Source organism: Kribbella koreensis, from assembly GCF_039525325.1.
Taxonomy (GTDB): domain Bacteria; phylum Actinomycetota; class Actinomycetes; order Propionibacteriales; family Kribbellaceae; genus Kribbella; species Kribbella koreensis.
In genome coordinates this window covers 93212-109578 of the sequence record NZ_BAAAHK010000002.1, presented here as the reverse complement: position 1 = coordinate 109578, position 16367 = coordinate 93212, and the positions used below count along the sequence as shown (strand labels likewise).

The 16367-nt window shown below is 66.8% G+C and carries 13 protein-coding genes; 7 read left to right on the top strand and 6 right to left on the bottom strand.

What is annotated here, in order from left to right; translation table 11 throughout:
• Positions 1 to 6: 6 nt before the first annotated feature.
• On the bottom strand, positions 7 to 1818 hold the full coding sequence (locus ABD116_RS02755; RefSeq protein WP_343964428.1) for an exo-alpha-sialidase: 1812 nt from the start codon (positions 1816 to 1818) through the stop codon (positions 7 to 9).
• A gap of 174 nt (positions 1819 to 1992) precedes the next feature.
• Here ABD116_RS02755 and ABD116_RS02750 point away from each other — a divergent pair, with 174 nt between their 5' ends.
• The 3 genes from ABD116_RS02750 (at position 1993) to ABD116_RS02740 (ending at position 4573) form a co-directional block, all read left to right on the top strand.
• Complete coding sequence (locus ABD116_RS02750; protein ID WP_343964426.1) at positions 1993 to 2616, top strand: bifunctional 4-hydroxy-2-oxoglutarate aldolase/2-dehydro-3-deoxy-phosphogluconate aldolase; 624 nt, start codon at positions 1993 to 1995, stop codon at positions 2614 to 2616.
• Between the two features lie 179 nt (positions 2617 to 2795).
• Positions 2796 to 3731, top strand: a complete 936-nt coding sequence (locus tag ABD116_RS02745; protein ID WP_343964424.1) for a sugar kinase — start codon at positions 2796 to 2798, stop codon at positions 3729 to 3731.
• A 221-nt stretch (positions 3732 to 3952) separates the two neighbouring features.
• Positions 3953 to 4573 carry a nucleotidyltransferase family protein gene (locus tag ABD116_RS02740; protein ID WP_343964422.1) on the top strand — a complete coding sequence of 207 codons (621 nt, stop codon included), beginning with the start codon at positions 3953 to 3955 and terminating at the stop codon, positions 4571 to 4573.
• Here the strand turns inward: ABD116_RS02740 and ABD116_RS02735 are convergent.
• A complete protein-coding gene (locus tag ABD116_RS02735; protein WP_343964420.1) occupies positions 4558 to 5034 on the bottom strand; it encodes a hypothetical protein in 477 nt (158 codons plus the stop codon). The two genes, ABD116_RS02740 and ABD116_RS02735, sit on opposite strands and share 16 nt — an antisense overlap.
• Positions 5035 to 5128: 94 nt before the next feature.
• Here ABD116_RS02735 and ABD116_RS02730 point away from each other — a divergent pair, with 94 nt between their 5' ends.
• Together ABD116_RS02730 and ABD116_RS02725 are read left to right on the top strand one after the other, a co-directional pair.
• A complete protein-coding gene (locus tag ABD116_RS02730; protein ID WP_343964418.1) occupies positions 5129 to 5566 on the top strand; it encodes a hypothetical protein in 438 nt (145 codons plus the stop codon).
• 6 nt (positions 5567 to 5572) lie between these two features.
• Positions 5573 to 5992: a VOC family protein gene (locus tag ABD116_RS02725; protein WP_343964416.1), complete on the top strand. Its 420-nt coding sequence runs from the start codon at positions 5573 to 5575 to the stop codon at positions 5990 to 5992.
• Here ABD116_RS02725 and ABD116_RS02720 read toward each other — a convergent pair.
• The 3 genes from ABD116_RS02720 to ABD116_RS02710 are packed head-to-tail and all read right to left on the bottom strand — an operon-like array spanning position 5989 to position 11004.
• Complete coding sequence (locus ABD116_RS02720; protein WP_343964414.1) at positions 5989 to 7506, bottom strand: ATP-binding protein; 1518 nt, start codon at positions 7504 to 7506, stop codon at positions 5989 to 5991. The genes ABD116_RS02725 and ABD116_RS02720 overlap by 4 nt on opposite strands.
• Positions 7506 to 9167, bottom strand: coding sequence for an FAD-dependent oxidoreductase (locus ABD116_RS02715; protein WP_343964412.1), 1662 nt, complete (start codon positions 9165 to 9167; stop codon positions 7506 to 7508). The genes ABD116_RS02720 and ABD116_RS02715 overlap by 1 nt, the downstream gene beginning before the upstream one ends.
• A gap of 55 nt (positions 9168 to 9222) precedes the next feature.
• Positions 9223 to 11004: a chitinase gene (locus ABD116_RS02710; RefSeq protein ID WP_343964410.1), complete on the bottom strand. Its 1782-nt coding sequence runs from the start codon at positions 11002 to 11004 to the stop codon at positions 9223 to 9225.
• 235 nt (positions 11005 to 11239) lie between these two features.
• Here ABD116_RS02710 and ABD116_RS02705 point away from each other — a divergent pair, with 235 nt between their 5' ends.
• Positions 11240 to 14239, top strand: a complete 3000-nt coding sequence (locus ABD116_RS02705) for a S8 family peptidase (RefSeq protein ID WP_343964408.1) — start codon at positions 11240 to 11242, stop codon at positions 14237 to 14239.
• 445 nt (positions 14240 to 14684) lie between these two features.
• On the opposite strand, the gene ABD116_RS02700 is transcribed toward ABD116_RS02705, so the two are convergent.
• A complete protein-coding gene (locus tag ABD116_RS02700) occupies positions 14685 to 15479 on the bottom strand; it encodes a helix-turn-helix transcriptional regulator (protein WP_343964406.1) in 795 nt (264 codons plus the stop codon).
• A gap of 175 nt (positions 15480 to 15654) precedes the next feature.
• Between ABD116_RS02700 and ABD116_RS02695 the strand changes: the two genes are divergently transcribed.
• Positions 15655 to 16134, top strand: coding sequence for a hypothetical protein (locus tag ABD116_RS02695; protein ID WP_343964404.1), 480 nt, complete (start codon positions 15655 to 15657; stop codon positions 16132 to 16134).
• The last annotated feature ends 233 nt before the right edge of the window (positions 16135 to 16367 follow it).

Below are 16367 nucleotides of genomic sequence, written 5' to 3'. Positions count from 1 at the left end.
TCTCGCCTACCCGAGCGGCAGGTCGAGTACTACGTTCGGAACCGTCGTGACGTTACTGGTCCGGATGCTGCCCAACTCGGCCGCCGTCAGCGCCCGCTTGTACAACCGGACCTCATCCAGCGACCCGTCGAAGTGATGAGCACCATCGATCCGCTGGCCGACGTACATCTTGAACGGCCGCCCCGGACTGACCGACCCAGCCGGCGACGCCACACTGGCGACCTGGACGCCATCGACCCAGATCGACAGCGTCAACCCCTTCCGCTGCAGCGCAACGTGATGCCAGGCGTTGTCGTTGTACGCCTTGGCCGTCGCGACCACCGCCGTATTGCCGCCGGTAGTGATCAAACCCCGGATCCGGGCATCCGCAGGCTCCGCCCGCAGCCAGAACTGCGAGAACTCATTGATGTTGTACCCCCAGAAGATCGCCTGAGGAGTAGTACGAGCCCCGTACTTTATCCAACTCATAGCCGTAAAGTCTCCAGCTCCAACAGCCAGCGACTCGGCGAACGGCAACTGGATCGCGTCATCCGTCCCGTCGAGATCCCGCGCCTGCCCGAACTTCCCGGCGACAACGGTCGTACCGCCGCGCAGAATCCCGTTGTTCCCCAGCCCGGAAACATCCGGCGTCGTCGGCCCAGCCGGCCCGTCCGGCAGCCCGATGTCCGTCTCGGTGAACCGCGCGAACCGGATCTGATCCCGCGCATCCACCGAGCCGCCCTCGTAGAGCAACCCGATCTCACCGGTATCGAGCACGGTCATGTCGGAGTACCCCGACCAGTCACTGGTGATCCTGGTGCCATCGGCAACGGATTCCCAGGTCTTCCCCTCGTCGAAGCTCGACCGGATCGTCATGTACCGGCGACGATCCGGATCAGCCGGCGAAGCGAACAGGATCCGGTTGTACTTCGCCCCCTGATCCGTCGCCCGCAACCGCAGCAACGACCCCTGGACGGTCGGCGTCGTCAGCCCCGGGACACTCGCGTACGGCGCAACGTAGGTCTCACCACCATCGTTGCTCACGGCAAACGCCCGACTGTTGCCGGCGCTGCCGTTGTTGTTCCGGGCGCCCGCATAGATGCCGCCGTCGACCTTCTCCACGACGCTGATCTCCTGCGGAAGGAGACCGGCGGCGCTGCGCAGATCGGTCGCACCCTTGTGCCAGGTGTCGCCGCCGTCATCGCTGTAGACCAACTGGCCCGCGACCTTGTTGTCATCGGGGTCGTTCGGGTCGCCGGCGACGTCGTAGTTCGTACCGGCCACCAGGCGGCCCTTGTGCGCGCCTCGCGTCAACTGGATGCCGTGCACGGGGCCTGTCGCGTACCAGCCCCAGCTCGGATCGTCGATCTGGGAGCCGATGTTCTTGGCCTCGGAGAACGTCTTGCCGTCGTCGTCGGAGTACTGGACGTACGGCGTACGGGGCTTGCTCGAGGTTCCCGGGTCCATCGTCGTGAGCAGGACGATCCGGCCGGTGTCCATGTCGACGATCGGTGTCGGATTGCCGCGGGTGGCGACGGCATTGGGGTCGGAGTCGGTGCCGGACAGGACGATCTGCTGAGGGGACCAGGTACGGCCGTCGTCTTCGGACCGGCGTACGACCAGGTCGATCTCCTGCGAGTCGGCACACCAGGTACGGCGGGCTTCGGCGAACGCGAGCAGCGTGCCGAGCTTGGTGCGCACGATGGCGGGGATTCGGTAGCAGCCGTAGCCGGCGCCGCCCTTGTCGAACAGGACGGTCTGGGTCACGGCGGCTTCGGCGGGCTGAGCCTGCTGCGGCACGGCGACAAGGCCGGCGACCAGCAAGGCGAGGGATGCCATCAAGAGGCGGAATCTTGGCATGGGTACGTGGACCTGCCTTCCGGTGAACGGAAAGTAAACAACGGAGCGGGTTGTTCGATCGGTAATTTATCCACAAAACCGCCGCCTGGGAATGGTGAACATCCCACGTCCTATGTCTGAATCGATCCAATCCCCGTCAAAGAGGTGTTCTCAGTGGATTTGCTAGCCGAACTGACCCAGCGCAAGGTGCTCGCGATCATCCGGGCCGACGGCCCCGACCGGGCCCTGGAGTGCATCCACACCCTGGTCGCCGCCGGAATCACCATCCTCGAGGTCTCCCTCACCACCCCCGGCGGCACCGACGCAATCGCCAAGGCCCGCTCCGAATTCGACTCCTCGGTCCTGATCGGCGCCGGCACCGTCATCACCCCCGCCCAGGCAGACGAGGTAGCCGCGGCCGGCGCCGACTTCATAGTCACCCCCGCCATCACACAAGGCGCCCACCGCAGCGTGGCCCTGGACCTGCCGCTGCTGTGTGGCGCCCTCACCCCCACCGAGATCATCACCGCCCTGGACCTGGGCGCCCTGGCCGTAAAGGTCTTCCCCGCCAAACTCCACGGTCCCGGCTACTTCCGCGAACTCCGAGCCCCGCTCCCCACCGCTCCCCTGATCGCGGTCGGCGGAGTAGACGCCCCCACGACCCCCCAGTACCTGCAGGCGGGCGCCCTGGCTGTCGGCCTCGGCTCACCCCTCTTGGGCGATGCCGGCAAGGGCGGCACTCAGACCGACCTCGCCGACCGAGCTGCCACCTTCCTGGAGGCGGTCACCAATGCCTGAACCCGCCGTCAGCGAGATACCCACAACCCCCAGCCCATCAATGCCCGGCATACCGACCGCCGCCCCCGCTCACCGCCACCCCGATAGGCACCGATTGATGGGCTGGCGGTCCGCACCAACCTCAGCCACTGGCCAACTGATGCGCGAGCCCCGGCCAGCCCCACATCCAGGAGCCCTCCATGCCTGACGTCCTGACCATCGGCGAGGCAATGGTCTCCTTGCGTTCCTCCCGGGCCCTCCGCCTAGGCGGCGACGTACACCTCTCCATCGCCGGCTCCGAAAGCAACGTAGCCATCGGCTTGGCGAGACTAGGCCACGACGTCGCCTGGTTAGGTGCCGTAGGCAACGACGAACCCGGCCACCTCATCCAGCGGACCCTCCGCGCCGAAAACGTAGACACCACCCACCTACGCTTCACCGACGCGTCCTTCACCGCCTTCATCGCCTTCGACCAGCCGGCCCACGACATCACCCGAGTCAGCTACCACCGCCGAGGCTCAGCCGCCTCCACCCTCACCGCCGCAGAATGCGTAGCCGCCCTAGAGGCCGCCCCTCCCCGCATCCTCCACGTCACCGGCATCACCCCCGCCCTCTCCGCCACAGCCCGCGAAGCAACCCTCACCGCAGTACAAACCGCCTCCGCCGCCGGCATCCATGTCTCCCTGGACGTCAACTACAGAGCCCGCCTCTGGTCCCGCCCCGAAGCAGCCATCGCCCTACGCCCCCTGCTCCCCCACCTCACCACCATCTTCGCCTCGGACGACGAACTAGACATCCTCACCGACGCCCCCAACCCCACCGCCGCCCTACTCTCCACCGGCATCAAAGAGGTAGTAATCACCGCCGGCTCCAAAGGCGCCTGGACCCACACAGAATCCGGCACCATCCACCACCCAGCCCTATCAGTCACAGTCGTCGACTCGATCGGCGCCGGCGACGCCTTCGTCTCCGGCTACCTCTCCGCCACCCTCGACAACCTCACCCCCGAAGCCCGCCTATCCCGAGCCACCACCTCCGGCGCCTTCTGCGTAGGCACCCACGGCGACTGGGAATCCCTCCCCACCCGCGCAGACCTCCCCCTACTCGAAACCCCCAACGGCACAGCCCTCCGCTAACCCTCCCGACTTATCCACAACTTCCCCAAACCACCCCACAGCCCCACCAGTACTTCCTACCGTTGATGAATGGGGACAACGGGAGGCGATCAACCACCAGGCCTGCACTCGCTCCCCGACCCCGCCCAGCTACACCGCACCTTGAGCCGCCATCACGCACCGAACTGGGGCGAGCCTCTCCCGACCAAGCTCGACTCGTCGCGGAGTTCGGCCACGAGGCAGTGCGACTTGCTCTGGACGCACTGCGCGCGAGGGTCGCAGCCGAGCCTGCTGCAACGGCGGAGTTCGTGGGCGCACTGTCCGACCACAGCACCGGCTACAAACTGGGCTCGAGGGTAAAGTCACCGCAGTCCCTCCCCCGCAAGTACGCCGACCACTTGGAAGCTCTCGACGACGGCGAGCCGGACGACATCCTCCGCTACACGATGCTCACGGATTCGCCGGATCAACCCGTCGCCGAGACCCAGTCGACTGTCGACCAACTCCGCAAAGCCGGTTGGCAACCCGAGTCCGCCGTGCAGTCGTACACGGAAGGCAGCCGGTACAAGGGAATCCACGTCAGCTTCCGGCGTCCCTCGGGCGAGACCGTCGAGCTGCAGTTCCACTCGACCGTGTCCGCGCGGGTGAACGAGGCGACCACCCTGTTGAACGGCCTTTGCCTCGACCCCGCCGTGACGGCCGAGTGGGCTCCCCGGCGTACGCCGATCCTGCAACCTTCACCGGGCAGGAGGTCGCTCCACCAGCCGATCGGAGCCACTCGATCGGTCACAGTCGTCAGCCGGCCGGAGGCGCCAGGCCGGCGGAAGTCACCAGGGTTGATCGGGTGTCAGCCGCCGGATTGAGAGTCGCAGTTGGACTGGGCTTCGATGTCGGCGGGGGTGGCGCGCTTTCCGTTCAGGTCGTAGGTACCGGCGGGAAGGTCTTTGAGTAGCGGCTCTTCGATCACCCCGCCACCGTACGAGCGCTTCGTCGCGTCGATGTCCATCGTGACCTCTTGGTTGTCGTACTTGTAGGAACCGGTCTGCTGCTTCCAGTCGGCGCCGCCCAGGCGGACGACCTTCGACGTCGGGTGCGCCGGGCCCTTGGCGCTCCAGAGTTGCTTGCCGTCTCCACTTGGGTCATCCAGGGTGGCGCCGAGCACCTTCTCGCCCGGACACAACGGGACGTACACGGTCAGCACCCCGTCATCGACGCGGATGCCGATGCTCGGTCCGACCGGATCGCCGGGAAGGAAGCAGCCCGAGGCGGCTGCGAGGACGGCTGCTGCGATGGCGAGCCGGCCGGCCGCGATTGACGTCTTCATGGGAGTTCGAGGGTAGAGGAACTGACCGGCCGCGCCGACCCGATTGCCGCTTCTGACATTGACAGAAGCGTAGTCGACATGGTTCTTTCATTTCATGAGCATCGAAGTAAGAGATCCGTGGTTTCTGCAGAAACTGGCAGCGGACGTCGTCCTCGAGGGCGTCGTCATGAACGGGAGCGTGCGCGGCCCCGAGCGGGTGACCGAGCAGATCAGGACCGTGGTCGGGCTGTACCGCGACTACACCCTGCTCTGGAGTGCCGATCTGGGCGACCGCCGAGTCCAGGAGTACACCGCCGTCGTGGACGGCCGCCCGGTCACCGGAGTCGGCACCTTCCATCTGAACCCCGAAGGCCAGGTCGACCACATCGTCGTCAACCACCGCCCGCTGTCAGCAGCCCTCACCGTCTCCCGCCTCCTCGGCGAAAGCCCCCTGGGCCAACACCGCGACCCCAACGAGTTCTACCGCCCAACCGGCCAGTCGTACGAGGATCTCGTCGCCTATGCCGCCACGCACGGTTCGGCCAACGTATAAAGAGATGTGGCGACCTATCCGGAGTTGATGCACACCGCGTTGGATGCGACTGACGCTCGGGGACTGGCGGAGTTCTACCGTCAGTTGCTCGGGCTGCGTTACCGGCCGGGGGATGAGCCGGCGGCGGACGGCGTGGGGGATGACGCGGACTGGCTGGTGCTGGTCGATGCCGACGGCAGGCGAAAGTTGGCGTTCCAGAAGGTGGATGTGCTGCCTCGGTCGACCTGGCCCGACGAGGGCATACCGATGCAGCTGCACCTCGACTTCGCAGTGCCGACGCTGGATGAGCTGCAGCGGCACAAGAAGCGGGCAGAGGACCTCGGTGCGACCTTGTTGCTTGATCGCACCGAGGAGGAGGGTGAGCCGCTGTACGTCCTAGCGGATCCGGCGGGTCACCCCTTCTGCCTACTGGTCGGAAAGGCCTAGGTCAGGTCGGCCTGGGCTTGGATCTCGGCCTCCGGGTGGATCGGGAGGACGATCTTGAACCAGGTCTCGCCGGGTTTGGAGTCGACCCGCAGGTCACCATGGTGCTTCTTCACGACGATCCGCCAGGAGATGTCCAGGCCGAGGCCGGTGCCCTCGCCGATCGGCTTGGTGGTGAAGAACGGCTCGAAGATCCGGTTCTTGATCTCGTTCGGGATGCCCGGGCCGGTGTCGCCGATCATCACCACCGCGTAGGCGCCGTCGCGCTTGGTCCGGATCGTCAGCGTGCCGGAGCCGTTCATCGCGGAGACGGCGTTGTCGATGATGTTGGTCCAGACCTGGTTCAGCTCGGCCGCGTACGCCGGGATCGGCGGCAGATCCGGATCGAGGTCCTTCACCACGGTCAGGCCCTCGAACTTGCCCGACATCATCACCATCGTCGACTTCAGCAGCTCGCGCAGATCGACCACCTGGTACGGCGCCCGGTCGATCTGCGAGTACTGCTTAGCCGCCCCGACCAGCGTCGAGATCCGGGTCACCGAGTCGTCGATCTCGTTCATCAGCGACTCGGTGTCGATCGTGTACATCAGCCAGCGAACAGCGCCTTCCAGGTACTCCGGGCCGACCGCCGTCAGCACCTCCTCCATCCAAGGCACATCCAGCCCGACCGCGGCCAGCACCGGCGCGACATCCCAGCTGTTCCGGACGTCGTGGTCGTCGAGCCAGTCCGACAACGAGTCCTCGGCGTCGGACAACTCCATCGGCGACAACTCGCGGGCCTTGGCGACCCGCTCGACGGCGTCCTCCTGGATCGCGACGATCTTGTGCAGCTTCGTCGAGTCGAGGGTGCCGTCGGCAAGCATCGCGAGCTTGGACCGCATCCCGGCGACCCGTTGCCGCAACGTCGCCGCAGCTCTAACCGCCGCTGCAGCAGGGTTGTTGAGCTCGTGCGTGAGGCCGGCCGACAAGGAGCCCAGGGCAAGCAACCGCTCGCGCTGCCCCATCGTCTCGTTGGTCCGTTGCATGCCCATCACGAAGCCCTCGATCAGGTGCACCGCCATCGGGAACCAGGTGTTCATCATCTCGGCCATCGCGGCCGCGTCGACGACGAAGAACTCCGAGGGCTCCAGCACGTACATCGACGCGGTGTAGCCCTTGCGGTCGTCTGCGCCGAAGAAGGCGTTGAACGCACCTGCGTACACGCCGCGCTGGGTCGAGCGGTTGATCTCGACCTCTTCGCCCTGGAGCAGCTTGCACATCCGCAGCCCGCCGGTCATCAGCACGTAGCAGCAGGTCGCCTCGTCGCCCTCGGCGAAGACGCGACCCTCCTCGACCGCCTCGACATGGCCGGCCCGGACCAGCCAGTCGAGCTGCTCGTCGGTCAGCGACTCGAACAGGAACAGCGTGCGCAGCTCGTCCCGGGTGATCCGGCGCACGCCGTCGTCGGTCCCCGAGCCGGTCTCCGCGGCGGCCGCGGAAACAGAGCCGGACACAGTCTCGGAAGCAGACTCGGTCATCAGAGCATCTCCAGGTATCGGTGCACCAAGGTCACGGCCATCGCGCCGTCACCGACTGCCGAGGCGACCCGCTTGACCGACTCGGCCCGGACGTCGCCCGCCGCGAAGACGCCCGGCATGCTCGTCTCCAGGTGGTACGGGTCCCGGTCCAGCGCCCAGCCCGGTGGTCGCCCACGCAGGTCCGGCCCGGTCAGTACGAACCCTCGCTCGTCACGCAACAGGTCACCCGGCAGCCAGTCGGTCCGGGGCGCCGCGCCGATGAACACGAACATCCACTCCGTGTCCACCTCCCAGCTCTCCCCGGTCGTGCTGTTGGTGAGCGTCACGCACTCCAAGTGATCAGAACCCTTGCAGGACACCACCTGCGTACAGGTGTGCACCTCGATGTTGTCGATGCCGCCGATCTGATCGATCAGGTACGACGACATGGTCGCCTCGAGTGAGGGACCTCTTACCAGCATATGCACGCGTTTCGCATGCCGGGAGAAATAGACCGCGGCCTGACCGGCGGAGTTCGCCCCGCCGATGATGTAGACCTCCTGGCCGGCGCAGGCCGGACCCTCGGTCGTCGCCGAGCCGTAGTAGATCCCGCGGCCGCTCAGGTCGTCCACGCCGGGCGCCTGCAGCGTCCGGTACGAGACGCCGGTCGCCAGGATCACCGAGTGCGCGGCGATCTCGCTGCCGTCGGAGAACTGCAGCCGCCGGGCCGATCCGTTCGTCTCGAGCTTGACCACCTCGCGGGCGGTCAGCAGCTCCGCACCGAAGCGGATCGCCTGCCGCCGGGCCCGATCGGTCAGCTGTGCCCCGGACACCCCATCAGGGAAGCCCAGGTAGTTCTCGATCCGGCTCGACTGACCCGCTTGCCCACCGGTCGCCACCTGCTCGACCAGTACCGTCCTCAGGCCCTCGCTAGCGCCATAAACCGCAGCACCGAGCCCAGCAGGCCCGCCACCGACCACCACGAGGTCGTAGAACTCCTCGGCCGGGTGGGTCGACAGCCCGACCTTGTCGGCCAGCTCGGCCTCGGACGGCGCGACCAGGACCGTACCGTCCGGGGTGATGATGACCGGCAGCGTCGTACCGTCGATGTCGGCCGCGACGAGCAGCCGTTGGCTCTCCTCGTCATCGACGCCCATCCAGCGGTACGGGACGGCGTTGCGGGCGAGGAAGTCACGGGCCGCGAAGGACGGGGCGGACCAGCGGTGGCCGATCACCCGGGTCTCGTCGCTGGGCGCGTCCGGGGTGGACTTCCACAGGTCGAGCATCGAGTCGACCACCGGGTAGAGCTTCTCCTCCGGCGGGTTCCACGGCTTGAGCAGATAGTGGTCGAGGTCGACCACGTTGATCGCCTGGATGGCGGCGTCGGTGTCTGCGTACGCGGTCAGCAGGACTCGGCGGGCGAGCGGGAACAGGTCCATCGCCGCTTCGAGGAAGTCGATGCCGGACATCCCGGGCATCCGGTAGTCCGCGAGCAGCAGGGCGACGGGCTCGCCCCGCAGCTTGAGCTCCTTGAGTGCGTCAAGGGCCTGGTCCGGGCTCTCCGCCCGGACGATCCGGTTCTCCTCGGCGTACCGGCGGCGCAGGTCGCGGGCGATCGACCGGGAGACCCCCGGATCGTCGTCCACGGTCAGGATCACCGGGCGGGTTGTTGACGTTGGCATGCCTCAGTAATACCAGCGCCCGGCGAATTCCGGGCGCTGTTCATCCACAGGCTTACTACGGCAGGGCCGCGAGGTACGGCGCGTGGCTGTTCTGGAACTCCCAGTTGTAGTACTTGTCCCAGTTGATCGACCACGTCATCAGGCCGCGGAACGACGGGGAGGATCCGCCGCGAAGCGTGTACCCGCCACAGTTCTGGCCCTTCACCAGGCAGTCGAGCGCGGTGTGGACGGCTGCGGGGGCGGTGTAGCCGTTCCCTGCGCTGGTGGCCGCCGGGAGCCCGAAGGCGATCTGGTCCTCACGGAGCCCGGGGAAGGTCTGGCCGGTGGTGCCGACCGGGAAGCCGGCTTTGATCATGTCGGTCATCGCGATGTGGAAATCGGCGCCGCCCATCGTGTGGTACTGGTTGTCGAGCCCCATCACGGGCCCGGAGTTGTAGTCCTGGACGTGCAGCACGGTGAGCGAGTCGCGCAGCGCGTGGATCACTGGCAGGTACGAGCCGCGCCGGTTGTCGCCGCCATTGCCGCCGTCGCCGTAGAACTGGTAGCCGATCTGCACGAAGAAGGTCTCGGGCGCCATCGTCAGCACGAACTTCGTCCCGTACTTCGCCTTGAGCGTCTTGAGCGCGCTGATCAGGTTGACCACCACCGGCGTGGTCGGATTGCGGAAGTCGTTGTCGCCGGGGTTGAGGTAGAGCGAGTGCCCCTCGAAGTCCACGTCGAGCCCGTCGAGGCCCCAGCGGTCGATGATCGCGCTGACCGAGTTGACGAAGGTGTCGCGGGCAGCGGTCGTAGTGAGCTGCACCTGTCCGTTCTGGCCACCTATAGACAGCAGGACCTTCTTACCCTGGGCCTGCTTGGCCTTGATGGCGGCGAGGAAGTCCGCGTCACTCTCTACGTTCGCGCACTCACTAGCTGGGCAGCGGTTGAAGCGGATGTCGCCTGACGTGACGGAGGTCGGCTCACCGAAGGACAGGTTGATGATGTTCCACTGCGACGGGATGTCGGCCATCCGGACGTAGCCGGAGCCGTTGGCGAAGCTGGCGTGGAGGTAGCCGATCAGCGCGTGCTTCGGGAGGCCGGTACTGGTGCAGCCTGAGGTGGTACCGGAGGCTGCTGCGCTCTTGGCCGATTCACCGTTGCTGTTGTACGCCGCAACTGTGTAGCTGTGGCTGGTGCACGCCGCTAGTCCGTCGACGGTCGTTGAGGTGCCGGTGACCGTCTTGACCACGGTGGAGCCTTCGTAGACCCGGTAGCCGGTCACTGTCCCAGTGGATGCGCCCCAACTCAGGGAGATCGCGCTGCTCGTCGTACCGGTCACAGAAGGAGTCCCTGGTACTCCGGGAGCGCCACCGGTCGGCGGGGTGCCGCCAGGGCCGTCGAGGTTCACGTCATCGGCCTGGTACGCCGGTTGGCCGTACCAGCCGTGCAGGTAGATCTGTGCCGAGGTCTGGCTCGCACCACTCGTGAAGGCGACCGTCAGCTGGGTGTAGCCGCTCGCTTGTGGTGTCCAGGTGGAGGCACCGCCCGTGACGCCCAGGTAGACGTACGAGCCGCGCACCCAGGCAGACAGCGTGTACGCCGTATTGGGCTGCACCGCGACTGTCTGGCTGCACTGGGCGAAGTCCGAGCCGGACACTGCTCCATTGAGCGCGAATCCCCCGCTGTGCGTCGGGCTGGTGATCACCGAGCCGCCGGAGCAGGTCCAGCCGCTCAGCGAGCCCGCCTCGAAGCCGGGGTTGGTCAACAGGTTCGCCGCCTGCGCGGTCTGGGTGACGCCGACCAGTCCGGCGATGACGAGCAGGAAACCGAGGACAGCGGCAGAGAGCCGTGAACGCATGGGCGGACCTCCAGCGATGAGAGTGCATTAAGTAGAGAGCTTTCAAAACTCACCGTCAAGGCATCGCGCTGTCGGATCTCCGCCCCTGTGGGAAACCCGCCGCCAGTCTCTTTCCGTGCCCGCCGGCCGGGCTGGCAGTTTTTCGCCAGCGGCTAGTTGAAGCCAAAACGATGAACTCCTGGCGACTTCTTGGCACTGTCATCGTCGCTAGCCCCCACTGCCCTGGAGGAATCGCGTGAACCACCTGTCCTTGCGCCGACGGACCGCGTTGATCGCGGCCGCCGTGCTCACTACTGCCGCCTTCACCGCATCTGCCGGTAATGCGGCCCTTGGAGAGCCAGCACCCGGCACGCCCCGGCCAGACAACCTGGCGAGCGCGCTGCAGCTCCCCCACTTCGCCCCCGGCCGGTACGTCGTGACGCTGGCCGACAAGCCACTGGCGACGTACCAGGGTGGTGTGGCCGGGCTGAAGGCCACCAAGCCGGCCAAAGGGAAGAAGGTCGACACCACGGCCCCGGACTCGAAGCGCTACAGCAACTGGCTCGGTAGCCGCCAAGACACCGTCGCCGCCGCAGTTGGCGCCAAGGCGACCCGGCACTACTCGACGGCCGTCAACGCCTTCGCTGCCTCACTGACCAGCCAGCAGGTCTCGGCCTTGGCCAAGACTCCCGGTGTGGTCGCTGTGACCCCCGACCAGCTGCACCAGGCGCTGGACGACAAGAAGCCGACTGACTTCCTCAAGCTGTCCGGCAACTCCGGTGTCTGGAAGGCACTGGGCGGCAACGCCGAAGCAGGCAAGGGCGTAGTGGTCGGCGTCGTCGATACCGGCATCTGGCCGGAGAGTGCGTCACTGTCGGGCCCGAAGCTCGGGACCAAGCCCTCCGCCACCACCCCTTACCGGGTCGGCGACAGCATCGTCATGCACAAGGCGGACGGCAACGACTTCACTGGCTCCTGCCAGGCAGGTGAGGACTTCACCGCCGACCTGTGCAACACCAAGCTCATCAGTGCCAAGTACTTCGGGGACGCCTGGCTCGGCGCTACCCCGCCCGAGGCCCGTGCCGATTACGCCTCCCCGCGCGACGGTGAAGGCCACGGCACGCACACCGCGACCACTGCGGCCGGCCGTGCGGGCGTAGACGTCTCGGAGAGCGGCATCAACTTCGGCACGATCTCCGGTGTCGCACCGGCCGCCAAGATCGCCGTCTACAAGGCGTTGTGGACCGGCAAGAACGGCGTCGGCTCGGGCGGTTACACGTCGGACATCCTCGCTGCGATCGACCAGGCCGTGGCTGATGGCGTCGACGTCATCAACTACTCCGTGGGCTCCATCTTCGAGTCCGCGCACACTGACCCGGTGCAGCTCGCGTTCCTGTCCGCTGCGTCCGCGGGGATCTTCGTCTCGGCCGCTGGCGGCAACTCGGGGCCGGAGCCGTCGTCGCTCGACAACACCTCGCCGTGGGTGACTACGGTCGGGGCGAGCACGGTTGCGCCGTACGAGGGGACAGTGGTCCTCGGTGATGGATCGAAGTTTGCCGGGTTGACCACTTCGATCGCCACGGCTGTAGGCCCCAAGGCACTCGTCACCGGGGCTGCTGCTCGGGTGACCAGCGCTACGGAGTACGACGGATCGCAATGCCTGCCCAACACGCTCGACTCGGCGCAGGTGGCCGGCAAGATCGTGGTGTGCGACCGGGGCGTCGGCGCGCGTGTCGACAAGTCGGCTGAGGTCAAGCGAGCCGGTGGCGTTGGCATGGTGCTGCTTAACCTCACTGATCAAGACATGGTGGCGGACTCGCACGCAGTACCGACTGTGCACCTCAACACGCCTGGATCCCTGTCGGTGAAGGCTTACGCCGGTACTGCGGGTGCCACGGCTCAACTGGTGCCCGGCAACCTGACCTCGACTGTCACGCCGTACCCGCAGATGGCTGACTTCTCGTCGCGTGGGCCGTCACTGTCGAGCCACGGCGACCTGCTCAAGCCGGACCTCGCTGCGCCGGGTGTGAACGTCCTGGCCGCAGTAGCCCCGCCCAGCAACGCTGGACACAGCTACGCCTTCTACTCCGGTACGTCGATGGCTGCACCGCACATTGCCGGCCTGGCCGCCCTCTACCTGGGCAAGCACCCCGACTGGACGCCCATGATGGTCAAGTCGGCGCTCATGACGACCACTAGTGACGTGAAGACCTCCACTGGTGCTGTCGACAACGACCCGTTCGCTCGTGGCGCCGGTGAGGTCCAGCCGTCGCGCATGCTCGACCCGGGGCTCGTCTACGACTCGGGAGACGCCGACTGGCTCGGGTACCTCGAGGGGAACGGTGTTGACACTGGTACCGGCGTACCGGCGATCGACCCGAGCAACTACAACGCACCGTCCATCGCTGTCGGGGAACTGGTCGGCACGCAGACCATCACCCGCCGGGTGACCGCAGTGACCGGCGGGCTCTACCGGGCCACCGTGTCCGTGCCTGGCATGAAGGCGGTCGTCACCCCGTCGATCCTGAACCTGCAGACCGGCCAGACGAAGTCCTTCACGGTCAAGCTCACCCAGGACACCGCCCCGTCGCACGAGACGACCAGCGGCTGGCTCACCTGGCAGGGCGCCGGTACTTCGGTCCGCAGCCCGATCGTGGTCGTCCCGACCTCAGTCATCGCTCCCACCAACGTGACCGGCTCGGGCGCGTCCGGCTCGGTCTCCTTCGACGCGACGGTCGGCAAGGCCGGCGTACCGATCCGGGCCTATGGGTTCACCTCTGCGCCGCAGGTGCCGGGCGAAGTACCCGCAGGTGCCGCAGACGCCGACCTCCCGAACTACCCGGTGACCGTGACGACCGGGACCAAGGCCGTCCAGTGGAACATCAAGACGGTTGACCCCGCCGGAAGCATCTGGATGGTCCTCTACAAGGTCGTCAACGGCCAGATGCAGCTGCTCTCCTTCGAAGGCACCGGCGCCAACGAAGCATCGGCCACGGTCGCCGCGCCTTCGCCGGGCGTGTGGGGCGTACTAGCGATCACGCTCTCCAACCCGCCTGGTGCCGACACCACGAAGTACACAATGCAAACCAACGTGGTGACCGGCGGCAACTCCCTGAACGTCACCCCAACGGCAGCCCCCGCCGCCGGCAAACCCTTCCAGGTAACAGCCTCCTGGTCCGGCCTACCGACCGGCCAACGCTCCACCGGCTTCGTAGAGTTCCCCAACCGCGCGGGAACAGTAGTAACCGTCAACTGATCCACCGCCGGGTGGACGGCAGCAGGTCAGCTGCCGTCCACCCGGTCACCGTGACCGTCAACTGATCCACCGCCACGGGTAGAGGGCAGCAAGCAAGACCTGATGGCATCCACCCCGCGCGGAGATCGAAGGGTTGGCAGTCAGCACAGGCCGGTGGATCGATGCGCCTTCACCACCAAGTCGCCCGAGCTAATCACCACCGGCCCGGGCCGGCCAATCACCCCGGCCCGGCCACCGACGGTTCGGGTTAGCGCAGGAGGTTCGCAGCCTTTGGCGGTGGGTGGGGCGACGCACCCCGTGCTCCACCACCACGCCACCACCGAGCCTGATACCCGTCGGGCCCGACTCGCCAGTGGTTGGGTGGGCTCAAGACGGTCGCAGCAACACGAGTACGGGTGGGGCCAAGTACCTCCGCCACCACCCCGCAACCGCTGCTGGTGAGGTACTAGATCCAGCGCCGGCGTGCAGCTTGTACGCCGGCCTGGAAGCGGGTCTGGGCGCCTAGGGACTCCATGAGCGCTCGGACCCGGCGCTGCGTAGTACGGGGGCTGATGCGGAGGTGGCGGCTGATCTTGTCGTCAGTTGCTCCGCCGGCGAGGAGGAGAAGGATGTCTCGGTCGGCTGGGCGTAGGCCGGCGATGTCGCCGTTGAAGGGGAGGGCGGGCATGGGGATCGCCAGGGCCCACAGCATCTCGAAGGTGGCGATCAGTCCGTCGAGTAGTCCGGACGAGCGGATCAGCAGGTGGTAGTCACCTGCTGACCGCTTGGTCATCCCAATGAGCGCCGTGTCGTCGTCAGCGATCGCCATCTTCATCGGCACCTGCGCGAGCACGCGGCTGACCTCACCAGCCGACTGCAGCTCCGGCAGCACACCCATGATGTCCTGGCTCTCGAACACCTCCGTGCCATAGATCGCCCGATACCCCACGCCCGCATGCAGCCGATCCAGCTCCAACTGCTGCTGTGACGACGGCGGAGTGACATACGGCGGCCGATCCAGCACCCGTACTTCGCGCTGCGCGTCCTCCTGCAGCCGTTCGTAGGTACGAAGCAGCGTCGGCCCGTCCTCGATCAGCTCAACCTGATCCCCCGCCAGTACCGGCTTCCCCCGCGACCCCCGCAGCTCATCAGCAACGCTACGCAGCCGGTTGAGCTGAGCATCCAACTCGTCCAGCGGATCGGTGAGGATGGACTGCCGAGCGGGAGACGGCCCGCCCTGCCCCTCGACTTCATCTACCAACTGCGGCCTCTTCGAACGTTCCATTTCCAACGATGGACCACAGACTAGACCGCCCTCCACCCGGTTGACAGCGTTGTCTCGTCACGGCCCACAACTCAGACAAGGCCAAACACCCCCACACGTAACACACCTCCCATCTACCCCAGCCGCCGCCAATCGCAACCCACTCAGCCCTGTGAGCATCGACTCGGGCGCCCGGACAGAGTCGGCAGTACCGGCCGCCAGGGAGGGACCGTTCCTAGTACCGGGCGGCGTGGCGGAGGCGCTCGCAGTACCGGGCGGCGTGGCGGAGGCGTTTGTAGTACCGGGCGGATTGGTGGAGGCGTTCGCAGTACCGGCTCGTGAGGTCGAGGAGTTTGTACTACCAGCCGGCGCCGTTGGGAGCCAGCGGACTTTGGTGGTGCCGTTGCGGCCGTGGACTGCGAGGACCGCGGCGATTCCGCCCTCCCATGCCGACGTCGCCGGCCAACGCCCCCGCCAGCGAAGCGTCACCGTGCCGTCGGACCACTCGACTCCCTCAGCGACGGTGACCAACCCCGGCGTACCAGTCGACGCTCCAACCACAGCCCCCGCCATCGGCGAGGAGCCGGACGGGCGAACCAGGTGGAAGAGCCTTGGCTCTGGCTGCGGGGTGCTCATGGTCCGAGGCTCGTAGGTGATGGGGTGTGGTCACCAGGTGTGAGCTGTGGGCTGTCTAAACAGCCCACAGTCACCACCGCCGCCCACAGCCCCGCAGTACCCCGAGCATCCGGAACGCCTTGCAATGTTGAGCTTCTGGCGGCACCGCGACAGGTTCTGTCGGTAGGGCCTTGTACGTTCTCGCTACGCACCGCAACCACCAGGCGTGACCGGTAAGCCGGCCAGACCGGCAGCTCGAACAGGGAGGAT